Source organism: Litoreibacter roseus (assembly GCF_009811795.1).
Lineage (GTDB): Bacteria > Pseudomonadota > Alphaproteobacteria > Rhodobacterales > Rhodobacteraceae > Litoreibacter > Litoreibacter roseus.
Genome location: NZ_BLJE01000004.1, coordinates 227,449 through 239,216 on the forward strand (window position 1 = coordinate 227,449; position 11,768 = coordinate 239,216).

The following is an 11,768-nucleotide window of genomic DNA, read 5'->3' on the forward strand; positions in this document are numbered from 1 at the left end:
CGATGCAAGGGCCTTACGAAGACCGACTGATGCGGGTGCTGGACTACATCCATGACAATCCCACTGAGGATCTGTCACTGGACGCCTTGTCCGATATCGCGGCGATGAGCCGGTTTCATTGGCACAGAGTATTCCATGCGATGACCGGCGAGACATGCGCCGCGGCTGCGCGGCGGATCCGTCTGCATCGTGCGGCATGCTGGCTGGTGCAGAAGGACGGGCCGGTCGCGGAGGTGGCAAAAGCATGTGGGTATCAGAGCCCGCAGAGTTTCACGCGCGCCTTCTCCCAGATGTATCGCATGAGCCCTGCGGCGTTCCGGAATCGCGGTGAGTTGCGCTCACCGTTGCCGAAACCCGAAAAAGGAGAATATCCGATGTTTCCCGTTGAAGTCACTGATCAACCCCCGCGCCGCCTTGCGGCAATCCCCCATACCGGGCCCTACCTAGAGATAGGAAAAACGTTCGAGAAAGCATCGACGCTCTTTACCACGCGTGAGTTGTGGCCACAGGCGCAGGGCATGGTCGGCGTTTACTATGACGATCCCAATGCGATTGCCGCCGAAGATCTCAGCAGCCATGCGGGCATCGCAGTTTCTTCTGAAATGGACATGCCTGCTGATTTTGATGAGATTACCATTCGCGGCGGAAAATATGCTGTGATGCACTACAAGGGCCCCTATGCGGGTCTGAAGGCGGCATATGACCATCTCTATGGCAACTGGTTGCCCACCTCAGGGGAAGAGCCGGACAACGCGCCGCCGATCGAGATCTATCTCAACTCACCCCGAGAGGTCGAACCGGACGCACTTCTGACGGATGTGTGCGTTCCGTTGAAATGAAAGGTGGGGCGGCGTCAGGCCGCCCCGATCATCTCGGCTTGTCGCACGATGACTTCGGCCTGCTTGATGCTGGCGATATCGACAAGACGACCTTTGTAGACCGTGGCACCTTCGCCGTTCTTCGTGGCTTCTTCCATCGCCTCCAAGATCTCGCGCGCCTCGGCGACCTGTGCGTCTGAGGGCGTGAAGACTTCATTGGCCAGAGCAATCTGTTTCGGGTGGATGGCCCATTTTCCAACCATGCCAAGCACGGCGGACCTGCGAGCTTGGGCCCGATACCCTTCGTCATCCGAAAAATCGCCAAAAGGGCCATCGACAGGCAAAACCCCGTGGGTGCGGCAGGCCGCGACGATGGCTGCTTGCGCCCAATGCCACGGATCAGACCAATGGCGCGTACCATCCTGCAACATGTAGTAATTCTCCTGCGTCCCGCCGATTCCGGTGGTCTGCATCCCCATGGAGGCGGCGAAATCGGCAGCGCCGAGGCTCATCGCCTGCATCCGCGCCGACGAAGCCGCGATTTCCTCGACATGGGCAAGACCCGCCGCGCTTTCGATGATGACTTCGAACCCGATTTTCTTTTTGCGCCCTTTAGCGGCCTCGATGGCCGTCACCAAAGCGTCAACAGCATAGATATCAGCGGCGTTGCCGACCTTGGGGATCATGATCTGATCCAGCCGATCTGACGCGTTTTCCAGCAGATCAACCACATCGCGGTACCAGTAAGGTGTATCCAGACCGTTTATCCGAACGGACAGATGCTTGGTGTTCCAGTCGATGTCGCCAATCGCGTCTATAACATTGGCCCGTGCTTGCGCCTTGTCATCGGGCGCAACGGAGTCCTCCAAATCCAGATTGATGACGTCCGCAGCGGAGCTTGCCATTTTCTCAAACAGAGCAGTGCGCGAGCCGGGGCCGAACAATTGGCAACGGTTGGGTCTGGCTGGCGGGGCAGGTTGAAGGCGAAAGCTCATCGCGAATCCTTTGCGTAACTTTATGTCGTTCAGCTTGATTTTTGTGTTATTATGTTACCTTGATATATGCAAGCGCTGCGCTGCGGCAATTTTCTAACGGTGCCTATTGCATGTCCTTAAACGCGTTTTGCAGTCTGTCCACAGCGTCCTCGACCACCGCGCGGGGCGCGGCAATGTTGAACCGCAGGAAGCTTTCCCCGCCACTGCCGAATGTCGGGCCGTGATTGACCGCAATTTTCGCCGAACTCTCGACCCGGTTGGTGAATTCGGTCCGTTCCATTCCGGTATTCGCGAAATCGACCCAGGCCAGATATGTGGCCTCCAGCGGCATGGAATACAGACCGGGAATGGCATTGACGCCGTCGTCGAATATCTTGCGGTTGCCATCAAGATACGTGATCAACTCGTCGGCCCAAGCGGCACCGGCTGGGGAATACGCCGCGGTCGCCATATGCAGCCCGAACGAGTTCGCGGATATTCCGAGCCCCATCATCCGCGCTGAAAACTGCGCGCGCAACGCGTCATCCGCGATAATCACATTGCCTGAGTGGGAGCCTGCAATATTAAAGGTTTTCGTCGTCGCAGTCATCATGATCAGCCGATCCTCGATACCCTCGATATGAGCCATCGGTACGTGCTGGCTGCCCGGAAATACCAGATCATGATGAATCTCGTCGGAGACGAGGACCAGATCGTGGCGGCGCGCAAAGGCGGCAACGCCCTCCAGTTCCCCCTTTGTCCAGACACGACCGCCCGGATTGTGCGGCGAACACAGGATCACCATCTTTTCGGCGCCCGTCATCTGCGCATCGTAGGCGTCGAAATCGAACTGGTACCGTCCATCCGTGTTGGTCAGCAAGCATTCCGTCACCGTCCGCCCGTTCGCTTTGATGACCTTGGCAAACGCGTGGTAAACGGGAGTAAAAAGAACAACCGCGTCGCCCGGTTGAGTGTAGGTGTCAACGCAAAGTGCCGTGCCGTTGACGAGGCCGTGTGTCGTAAAAATCCACTCTGGCCTGATCGCCCAGTCGTGACGCTCCTGCATCCACCATTGGATCGACGCAAGGTATTTGCTGTCGTCGCCAAAATATCCGTAGACTCCATGATCATACATCGACTTCACTGCGTCCTGCACACATTGAGGCGGGCGAAATTCCATGTCGGCGACCCACATGGCGATGCCGTCATCCTTTGAAACCCCGTAGAGATCCTCCATCTTGTCCCACTTCACGCAGTGGGTGCCCCGGCGATCAATTGGTGTGTCAAAGCTCATGTGGTTCTCCTTGGTGCTCTTTGGCGCAGGGTAGCGCTGCAGAAGCGGGCCGCAAGTGCGATTGCACCCTTCGCAAGGCTGTCCTACATGGAGTTTATGAAGCTTCCGATCCTGATCCACCCTGATCCACGCCTGAAGAAGGTGTCCACGCCCGTGGACGACCTGTCCGATACGCTCAGAACGCTCGCTAACGATATGTTCGAGACAATGTATGACGCGCCGGGTATTGGCCTTGCTGCGCCGCAGGTCGGCGTTCTGCAACGCCTGATCGTGCTCGATTGCGTGAAGGGCGAAGATGAGGCGCCCCGCCCGATTGCCATGTTTAACCCGGAAGTGATCGCGGCATCAGACGAAAAGAACATCTACGATGAAGGCTGTCTTTCGATCCCGGAACAATACGCTGAGGTTGAGCGGCCAGCAGAGGTAACCGTTCGATGGATGGACATTGAGGGTGCCGAGCAGGAAGAGACGTTCGACGGCCTTTGGGCCACCTGTGTCCAGCACGAGATCGATCATCTGGAAGGAAAGCTGTTCATCGACTATCTCAAACCGTTGAAACGCCAATTGATCACCCGCAAGATGGTGAAGCTGAAGCGCGAGTTGGCCCGCGGATGAAACGCAGTATTCTTCAACACCCGGACGCTCGGTTGCGCGAGGTGTGCCAGCCAGTGAACGGTGCGCTGCTGGATGGCTTGATCGAGGACATGTTCGAGACGATGTATTCTGCGCCCGGGCGAGGATTGGCAGCCCCACAGATCGGCGTCATGCTGCGGGTGTTCGTGACAGATACGACGTGGAAGGATGGGGACATGAGCCCGGAGGCTTTTGTAAATCCGGAAATTGAAAACCAATCGAGCGAGGTGCAGATCAACGAAGAGGCCTGCCTTTCGATCGTTGACCAGTCGCGACGTGTCGCGCGCCCCGCATGGGTTGATCTGGCTTGGACAGGCCTAAATGGCACGCGGATGCAGCAGCGGTTTGACGGTTTCGCTGCCGCATGTGTTTGCCACGAGTTGGATCATTTGGACGGTCGTCTGATCCTTGATCATCCGGTGCCGTCATGACCCGCGCTGTTCTTCGGTGGCCAAACACATGTCTGTCGCGTGCCGCATGGCCCGTCGATGAGATCACTGACGATAGTCGTGAAATCTGGGCGGAAATGGTCGAGGTGATGGAGGCTATGCCCGGCGTGGGCCTTGCTGCGCCCCAGATTGGTGTGATGAAACGCCTCGCCGTTGTGGATGCCTCGGACGAGCGCGGCAAAGCGATCTTGATGGCCAACCCCGAAATCCTTCATGCCTCGGCTCAGATGAGCACTCACGAAGAGGCCAGCCCGTGTCTGCCCGGTGTGTCGGCAGTGATAGAGCGGCCACGGGCCGTCACGGTGAGGTTTCTGAACAGAGACGGGGTTGTCGAGCGCAAGGATCTGGTGGGCCTGTGGGCCACTTCAGTGCAGCATCAGATCGATCATCTCAATGGCCGGATGTATTTTGACCATCTGAGCAAGATCAAGCGGGATATGTTGCTGAAGAAGGCGCGGAAGCTGGCGTCATGAAGCTTGTCTTCATGGGCACCCCGGCATTTTCGGTCCCTGTTCTCGAGGCGTTGATTTCGGCCGGACATGAGATTTCTGCGGTCTATTGCCAGCCCCCACGCCGGTCCGGTCGAGGCAAAAGAGAGCGCCCGTCTCCGGTGCATGCGGCCGCAGAGGAGCACGGTTTGCCAGTTCGGCATCCCATTAGTTTAAAAGGCGAAGCGGCGCAGGCAGAGTTCGCGGCGTTGAATGCTGATGTTGCTGTTGTTGTCGCCTATGGTCTGATCTTACCGCAGACTGTTTTGGACGCACCGCGCAACGGGTGTCTGAATATTCACGCATCGCTCTTGCCACGCTGGCGAGGTGCTGCGCCCATTCACCGGGCGATTATGTCAGGCGATGCCGAAACCGGGGTTTGTATCATGCAAATGGAGGCCGGATTAGACACCGGCCCGGTTCTGCTGCGCGATGCGACCCCGATTGGTCCGGAAGAGACGACCGGCGACTTACATGACCGGCTGTCCGACATGGGTGCGAGGCTGATCGTTTCAGCCTTGGAAAAGCTCGATGTGCTGACCCCCATCCAGCAGCCTGAAGATGGCGTGACATACGCTGAGAAGATCGACAAGGCTGAGGCCCGCGTGGACTGGTCTCTGCCAGCAAAGGAAATTGATCGGAAAATTCGCGGGCTGTCCCCGTTTCCTGGCGCGTGGTGCGAGGTAGATGGGGCGCGGGTCAAATTGCTGCGCAGCAAGCTTACATCCGGCAATGGACAGCCCGGGAAGGTTCTGGACGGATTTCGCATCGCCTGTGGGACGGGAGCGATCGAAGTTCTGGAAGCTCAACGTGACGGTAAACGTGCGATGACGGCCCTAGAGTTCCTTAAGGGAACGGAGTTGCCAGCGCGTCTGGATTAGCCGGGTGACGCTGTCAAATTGAGCGCGACCGCGCGCTCTTTTTCAGCAGTTGGCCAGTGTGACGCTCATCTAGAACGACGGTCCACCACGACCGGGCAGACGGTGTTGTTTCAGAGGTTTTGCTGGCTGCGGAGCTGGTGCGTAATAGTACCTTCTGCTCGAGTGGCGACGATCTTTATAGCGGTATCTCGGGCGATCATAGAACCGGTCGCGTCGTCCGATGGAGTACTTGAAGAAGATCTTCCCACGTCTTTCCAGTTTATCGTCAGAGACTGTTTCTAAGTGTCTCAGCTCCAACGATCCCGCGTGGGTGGGCGCAACAGGAGATGTCAGGATCAGTGCGAGGCCAAGCGCGAAGCTTCTCATGAGACTTTTAGAGACCATCAAACCGCTCCTTCTGAACATATACTGCGATAGTATAGCGTCTCATCGGGATTATGCACCTATCATTTAGTCACGTTTCGGCTATCGATGCCCCCAGCACGCCTTGGCATTTAACGTTTGAACGGTGCCATGCCAGCACGGGCCAGTGCGTCCGCGCGTTCGTTTTCCGGGTGTCCGGCATGTCCCTTGACCCATTTCCATGTCACTGTGTGTCGTGACGTGGCTTCATCGAGACGTCGCCACAGATCCTCGTTCTTGACGGGTTTTTTGGTGGATGTCTTCCAGCCGTTGCGTTTCCATCCGTGCAGCCATTGTGTGATGCCGCCTTTCACATAGGCGCTGTCAGTGATCACCGTCAGGGTTGAGGGACGCTCAAGTGCGTCTAGAGCGTTAATCGCGGCGAGCAGTTCCATCCGGTTGTTTGTGGTTTCCGGCTCTCCGCCCTTTAGTTCGCGCTCTTTCAGAACTTTCTCTCCGTCCAGCGCGAGGAGCAGCGCGCCCCATCCACCGGGACCGGGATTTCCGGAGCAGGCGCCATCTGTGTAAGCAATCAACTCAGGCATTGGACAAGACCATGATCCACGGATCTATATCCCCGGCAAGACCCATCTCTTCGCCCTTGTCAATCTGGTCGGGGGCGAACCCCGCGTCTCTGAGATGACCCAAAAGCTCGTCCTCTAAATAGTAGCTGTAGAACCGATCAAGGCGATCGCGCTTTTCCCCTGCGCCCAGCTTCATGCCGATATGGAAGAGGCCGCCGGGCTTTAGCGCCCCATGGACCGCGGACAAATGGCGGGGAAAGTCGGACTTCTGGACGTGAAGCAAACTGAAATTTGCCCAGACGCCATCGTAGAGAGCATGACCTGACATATCGTCGAAGGTCGCTTGTCTCGCGTTGAGCCCGCTTTCCCGGTTTGCAAGATTGACCATCTCGGCGGACGCGTCGACGGGGTCAGGCTGATGACCTGCAGCCAGCAAATGTACGGACGCCTGTCCGGGGCCACATCCCAGGTCGAGCACGTGGGAAGATGGGGCAAGCCGGTCCATAAACCGTTTCAGATACCGGCCCGGACGATCCCGCTGGGTCAGTTCAGCGTATTCATTCACACGGGTGTTGTAGGCATCGATTGTTTGTTTGTCGGTCACGGCAATCCGATCCACAAGCAGAACACGACGAGACCGGTGAGCAATCCACGCAGCGCCATCCACCATGGGGGGGCGTCACCCTGTTTCCAGAAGAGGTAGTCCAATGCGAGTACGCCGATAAAGCCAGCGATCAGGAATTGGATAGCTGCTACATCTGATTTCACGCCGAATAGATGGCGCGTGGTCAGAAAAAAGGCGTAGAGCGCCGGGACGACGCTTAGCGCATAGCCGCGCGTTGCGCGCTCGGTCGGGCCTTTTGCTGCAAAGCCCCAAAGCACGCCGGACATAAAGCAAAGGATGACGGTGCCATATGCCGAGAGTATCGCAGGCGCGTCTTTCGGGTGAACCAGAATGTAGGCTTCGCCACCGATTTCCGGCGCCGGGAACTCCGCCAAAAAGGCGGCCAGCGCAAACGGCAGAACACCAGCCAGACCAAGCAACAGGGCGGAGCGCGGAATTTTTCTCATGCGCGTTCGAATGCCAGTCTCGCGGCGAGGCCTGCAAAAACAGCCGCAAATGATCTGTTGAGCCAGCGCGTCAAACGCATGCTTGATAGAACTTTTTCCCGAGCAGCGGATGCGAAAATGCCGTAGATCACGAACACCGCGAAAGTCAGCACCATGAAAATGGCGCCAAGTACAATCATTTCAGCCGTAGCCCTTTCTGGTGTGCCACTGAGAAACGGTGGAAGAAGCGCAAGAAAGAAGATCGACAGTTTCGGGTTCAGAATGTTTATAAGCGCGCCGCGGCGCGCAATGCGCCAGAGCGGATCGCCCGTCCGTTCTGATCTGATTGCCAAGGCACCATCGCTTTGCAGGGCCTGCCACGCCAAATAAAGCAGATACGCAACGCCCGCGAATTTGACGATGTTGAACAGCAAAGCGCTGGTATGAAGAATTGCGGCGACGCCCAAGGTTGCAGCGGCAAGGTGTGGGAGGATCCCCAAAGTGCATCCGAAAGCGGCCCAGATGGCCGCTCGACGTCCCTGACCCAGACCGAGGGACAGTGTATAAAGCACCCCGGTGCCCGGTGCGATCACGACAACGAAGGCGGTGGCCAGAAACTGAAGGGAGATCATGCAGGCTCTCTCAGGACACGGGGAACTTTGAACTCAACATTTTCGACAGCGGTTTCGACGATTTCCACGGTCGTGTCGAACTTTGACTTAAAGGCATCGATAACCTCATTGATCAAAACCTCAGGCGCCGACGCGCCGGCGGTGATCCCGATACTGTCAATGCCTTCCAGCGCACGCCAGTCTATGTCGTCCGCGCGCTGAACGAGCTGCGCGTATGAGCACCCTGCTTTCGCGCCGACCTCAACCAGCCGTTTGGAGTTTGAGGAGTTCGGTGCGCCGATCACCAGCATTGCATCGGTCTTTGCAGCCATTGCCTTGACGGCCTCCTGCCGGTTTGTCGTCGCGTAGCAGATGTCCTCTTTATGGGGCCCGACAATTGCGGGAAACCTACTTTGAAGTGCTGCAACGACGTCTGCGGTATCATCGACCGACAGCGTGGTCTGAGTGATGAAAGCCAACTTGTCAGGATCGCGTGGGGTGATGTGCAATACGTCTTCAGGTGTCTCTACGAGGATCACCTCGCCTTCGGGCAACTGTCCCATGGTTCCGACGGTTTCCGGATGGCCCGCATGGCCAATCATGACCATCTGTAGTCCGTTCTGATGATGTCGCTCCGCCTCGATATGAACCTTGCTAACCAGCGGGCAGGTTGCGTCCACATAGATCATCTGACGTTTTGACGCTTCGGCGGGGACGGCCTTTGGTACACCATGCGCGGAAAAAATCACCGGCCGATCATTGGGGCAATCTTCCAGCTCTTCCACGAAAACAGCGCCTTTGGCACGGAGGCCATCCACGACGAACTTGTTATGGACGATTTCATGGCGCACGTAGATAGGTGCGCCCCATTTCTCGAGCGCCATTTCCACGATTTTTATCGCCCGGTCGACGCCAGCACAAAACCCGCGCGGGGCGGCAAGATAAAGGGTAAGAGGTGGCTTGGTCATAGGACACTCCTGCGTATCCCAGAGCTAGCCATTCCCGCGCCCAAGGTCCAGTGTCGCTGGGGCGCGGGTGTGAAAGTTCAGGCTTTTTGCTTACCTCGGGCGACCCCGAACGCGGCAAGACCTGTCAGCAAAAGTGCGGACCCGGCCGGAAGGGGGATTGCCGGAACGCTGGGCGCTATTTCAGCGGCAAACTGGACGAATTCCTCATTGATGTCGCCGTTGAACGAAAACACAAGACCCGTACCTTCATCGCCCAGTATGGCCAAGACATCCGATAGCGTTGTGGGCGTTGCCACGCCGTCCGGGGCTGTGAAGGAAAACCCGCCTGCAAGTGCAGCGGACTCAGATGGTGTTGAGGTAAAAATGTCGATTGCCGAAAACGCGCCATTCGCCAGCCTGAAACCGGAGTCGAACAAAAAGGGGAGGATCGCGGGCTCCGAAAGATCGGTCGTCAAATCGCCGATTGTCGCAGACACTGACAGTATGCTGGAGATATCTTGAGTTTCTTCGGGGATCAGAGGTGAGCCATCGAAGATTGTACTGTCGAGAGCAACCGTGACTGTGCCCGTGGTGCCGACGTCGGGCAGGTCGAATTCGGGAACATCATCGAAGGGCGGTGGAGACAAGTCATCACTGACAGTCACGACCACATCATACGTGAATGTTGCTGCGGCTGCGGGGGCTGCTGCCACCGTGAAAAGGAAAAAGGGAATAAGGATTTTCATAAGGCATCACTTTCAAGATAAAACGAGCTAACAGTGAAAGTGTTGGTTAGCGTGCCCGATTGAGTCAACGGACGCATTGTATTTGTGTGATTTGAGCCCAAACCTGCCGGTTGCTGCATAGGGGCAAGATACCCTTCGACTGGTCAATTGCCTGCCCTTGGGTCCTCCGACGCTAATAGACAGGGTGAAGCATCGCACCGCCTCAAGTGAGGCGGACGCGATGCCTTTTAGTCAAGTTTTAGCTATCGTGACTGTCGTTGCCGCTGTCGCCTTCGCGGGGCGGGCGGCCAATCACGTCGCGCAATTCGTCCAGTTCGATGAAATTATCGGCCTGTCTGCGCAATTCGTCAGAGATCATGGGTGGGTTTGAACGGATCGTGGAAACCACCGAGACACGCACCCCCTTGCGTTGAATCGACTCGATCAGCGGACGAAAGTCGCCGTCGCCTGAAAACAACACGATGTGATCCACATGCGGCGCAAGTTCCATGGCATCGACCGTCAATTCGATATCCATGTTCCCCTTGACCTTACGCCGGCCTTCGCGATCCGTATATTCCTTGGCGGGCTTCGTCACCATGGTAAATCCATTGTAGTGAAGCCAATCCACAAGAGGCCGGATCGGAGAGTAATCATCGTTTTCAAGCAGTGCAGTATAGTAAAATGCACGCAGCATTTTGCCGCGTCGCATAAATTCATGCCTCAGGAGCTTGTAATCTATATCAAACCCCAAAGACTTGGCGGCTGCGTAGAGATTTGAGCCGTCAATGAACAGCGCAAGCCGTTCGTCTTTGTAAAACATTTATAGTCCTTCCCATAAGAGACGCGACTGATAGAACCGTGAGTGTGTGAGTGGACATCTCAGGCGCGACCGCTGCGGGACCATAAGGATTAAAAGCAATGCCGCAACCCTGTCCCCGCCTCGAACAGTATACTTCTGTATATATTGCGCTTGGCGCTAACGCCACGTCATCCTTACGCTCCTCTTTTGTCACGCTAAGTCAGTCACTTGATGCTTTGGACAGCGCCTCGGTTTCGATTACGTCAACAAGTTGTTTCTACGTCACTCCGGCCTTTCCGGCGGGCTCCGGTCCGGACTTTGTGAACGCAGTTGTAAATGTGGCGACCAGATTAAAGCCAGCCGAACTGCTGCCCAATTTACATAGTATTGAGGCCGAATTCGGGCGCGTTCGTGCCGAACGTTGGGGGGCTAGGACACTCGATCTCGACCTCCTCGCATTCGAGGATATCGTGCTGCCCGATTTGCGAACCGCGCAGGCCTGGGCGGGGCTTCCTCTGGACGACCAAATCGAAAAGACACCTGATCAGCTTGTGCTTCCGCATCCGCGCATGGCGGAGCGCGCATTTGTGCTTGTCCCGTTTTGTGATATCGCCCGGACTTGGCGCCATCCAATCACCGGTAAAACGGCCCAAGCCATGCTGGATGCCCTTCCGCAGCAGTCAAAAGACGCGATAAAGCCATACACATTTGGGTTTTAGCTGTTGTAAATCGATCTTTGAGGGCGTATCTGCAGCCTTTGATATTCCCATTCGATGATTGGAGTCTCTTATGGCCCGTGTGACGGTTGAAGACTGCGTTGATAAAGTCCCGAACAGGTTTGACCTTGTGATGCTCGCCTCGCACCGTGCGCGCGAGATTGCGTCAGGTAGCTCCATTACGGTAGATCGGGACAACGACAAGAATCCTGTCGTTTCTCTCCGTGAGATTGCTGAAGAAACCCAGACGGCGGACGAATTGCGCGAACGCATGATCGAAAGCAACCAGACCCAAATTGAGGTGGACGAGCCGGAAGAAGACGCAATGGCGCTTCTGATGGGCGTCGAGCAGGACAAGCCTGCAGAAGACGATATGTCGGAAGAGAAGCTCTTGCGGGCTTTGATGGAAGCGCAAGAGCCAAAGTAAGCGCCGACTGTACGATGGGCAGACCGT

The 11,768-nt window shown here is 56.7% G+C and carries 16 protein-coding genes; 7 read left to right on the top strand and 9 right to left on the bottom strand.

The annotated features are described in order from the left end of the window. Nucleotides 1-2: 2 nt before the first annotated feature. Nucleotides 3-839, top strand: coding sequence for an AraC family transcriptional regulator (locus KIN_RS17165; RefSeq protein ID WP_159809366.1), 837 nt, complete (start codon nt 3-5; stop codon nt 837-839). 14 nt (nt 840-853) lie between these two features. On the opposite strand, the gene KIN_RS17170 is transcribed toward KIN_RS17165, so the two are convergent. Together KIN_RS17170 and KIN_RS17175 are read right to left on the bottom strand one after the other, a co-directional pair. Further along, on the bottom strand, nt 854-1,813 hold the full coding sequence (locus KIN_RS17170; protein WP_159809368.1) for an L-malyl-CoA/beta-methylmalyl-CoA lyase: 960 nt from the start codon (nt 1,811-1,813) through the stop codon (nt 854-856). A 103-nt stretch (nt 1,814-1,916) separates the two neighbouring features. Then, on the bottom strand, nt 1,917-3,086 hold the full coding sequence (locus KIN_RS17175) for a MalY/PatB family protein (RefSeq protein WP_159809370.1): 1,170 nt from the start codon (nt 3,084-3,086) through the stop codon (nt 1,917-1,919). A gap of 96 nt (nt 3,087-3,182) precedes the next feature. Between KIN_RS17175 and def (KIN_RS17180) the strand changes: the two genes are divergently transcribed. Genes def (KIN_RS17180) through fmt form a run of 4 tightly spaced genes read left to right on the top strand, consistent with a single transcriptional unit; the run spans nt 3,183 to nt 5,537 of the window. Then, entirely contained in the window at nt 3,183-3,701 is a 519-nt protein-coding gene (gene def / locus KIN_RS17180; protein ID WP_174239140.1) for a peptide deformylase, read from the top strand. Next, the gene (gene def / locus KIN_RS17185; RefSeq protein WP_159809374.1) at nt 3,698-4,150 is read left to right on the top strand and encodes a peptide deformylase; all 453 of its coding nucleotides are present in this window, start codon (nt 3,698-3,700) and stop codon (nt 4,148-4,150) included. Before def (KIN_RS17180) ends, def (KIN_RS17185) begins: the two co-directional genes overlap by 4 nt. Further along, entirely contained in the window at nt 4,147-4,641 is a 495-nt protein-coding gene (gene def, locus KIN_RS17190) for a peptide deformylase (protein WP_159809376.1), read from the top strand. Before def (KIN_RS17185) ends, def (KIN_RS17190) begins: the two co-directional genes overlap by 4 nt. Continuing rightward, a complete protein-coding gene (fmt, locus tag KIN_RS17195) occupies nt 4,638-5,537 on the top strand; it encodes a methionyl-tRNA formyltransferase (protein WP_159809378.1) in 900 nt (299 codons plus the stop codon). Before def (KIN_RS17190) ends, fmt begins: the two co-directional genes overlap by 4 nt. Nucleotides 5,538-6,031: 494 nt before the next feature. Here fmt and rnhA read toward each other — a convergent pair whose 3' ends face one another. The 7 genes from rnhA to KIN_RS17230 form a co-directional block, all read right to left on the bottom strand. Continuing rightward, nucleotides 6,032-6,484 carry a ribonuclease HI gene (rnhA, locus tag KIN_RS17200; protein WP_159809380.1) on the bottom strand — a complete coding sequence of 151 codons (453 nt, stop codon included), beginning with the start codon at nt 6,482-6,484 and terminating at the stop codon, nt 6,032-6,034. After that, entirely contained in the window at nt 6,477-7,067 is a 591-nt protein-coding gene (locus KIN_RS17205; protein ID WP_159809382.1) for a class I SAM-dependent DNA methyltransferase, read from the bottom strand. Before KIN_RS17205 ends, rnhA begins: the two co-directional genes overlap by 8 nt. Next, on the bottom strand, nt 7,064-7,534 hold the full coding sequence (locus tag KIN_RS17210) for a DUF3429 domain-containing protein (protein ID WP_159809384.1): 471 nt from the start codon (nt 7,532-7,534) through the stop codon (nt 7,064-7,066). The genes KIN_RS17205 and KIN_RS17210 overlap by 4 nt, the downstream gene beginning before the upstream one ends. Beyond that, nucleotides 7,531-8,145 carry a LysE family translocator gene (locus KIN_RS17215; RefSeq protein WP_159809386.1) on the bottom strand — a complete coding sequence of 205 codons (615 nt, stop codon included), beginning with the start codon at nt 8,143-8,145 and terminating at the stop codon, nt 7,531-7,533. Before KIN_RS17215 ends, KIN_RS17210 begins: the two co-directional genes overlap by 4 nt. Then, entirely contained in the window at nt 8,142-9,092 is a 951-nt protein-coding gene (ispH, locus tag KIN_RS17220) for a 4-hydroxy-3-methylbut-2-enyl diphosphate reductase (protein ID WP_159809388.1), read from the bottom strand. Before ispH ends, KIN_RS17215 begins: the two co-directional genes overlap by 4 nt. Nucleotides 9,093-9,169: 77 nt before the next feature. Then, nucleotides 9,170-9,817 carry a VPLPA-CTERM sorting domain-containing protein gene (locus tag KIN_RS17225; protein ID WP_159809390.1) on the bottom strand — a complete coding sequence of 216 codons (648 nt, stop codon included), beginning with the start codon at nt 9,815-9,817 and terminating at the stop codon, nt 9,170-9,172. A 238-nt stretch (nt 9,818-10,055) separates the two neighbouring features. Beyond that, complete coding sequence (locus KIN_RS17230; protein WP_159809392.1) at nt 10,056-10,619, bottom strand: LabA-like NYN domain-containing protein; 564 nt, start codon at nt 10,617-10,619, stop codon at nt 10,056-10,058. A gap of 98 nt (nt 10,620-10,717) precedes the next feature. Here KIN_RS17230 and folK point away from each other — a divergent pair, with 98 nt between their 5' ends. Beyond that, a complete protein-coding gene (folK, locus tag KIN_RS17235; RefSeq protein WP_159809394.1) occupies nt 10,718-11,317 on the top strand; it encodes a 2-amino-4-hydroxy-6-hydroxymethyldihydropteridine diphosphokinase in 600 nt (199 codons plus the stop codon). 70 nt (nt 11,318-11,387) lie between these two features. After that, complete coding sequence (gene rpoZ / locus KIN_RS17240; protein ID WP_159809396.1) at nt 11,388-11,741, top strand: DNA-directed RNA polymerase subunit omega; 354 nt, start codon at nt 11,388-11,390, stop codon at nt 11,739-11,741. Nucleotides 11,742-11,768 lie beyond the last annotated feature (27 nt).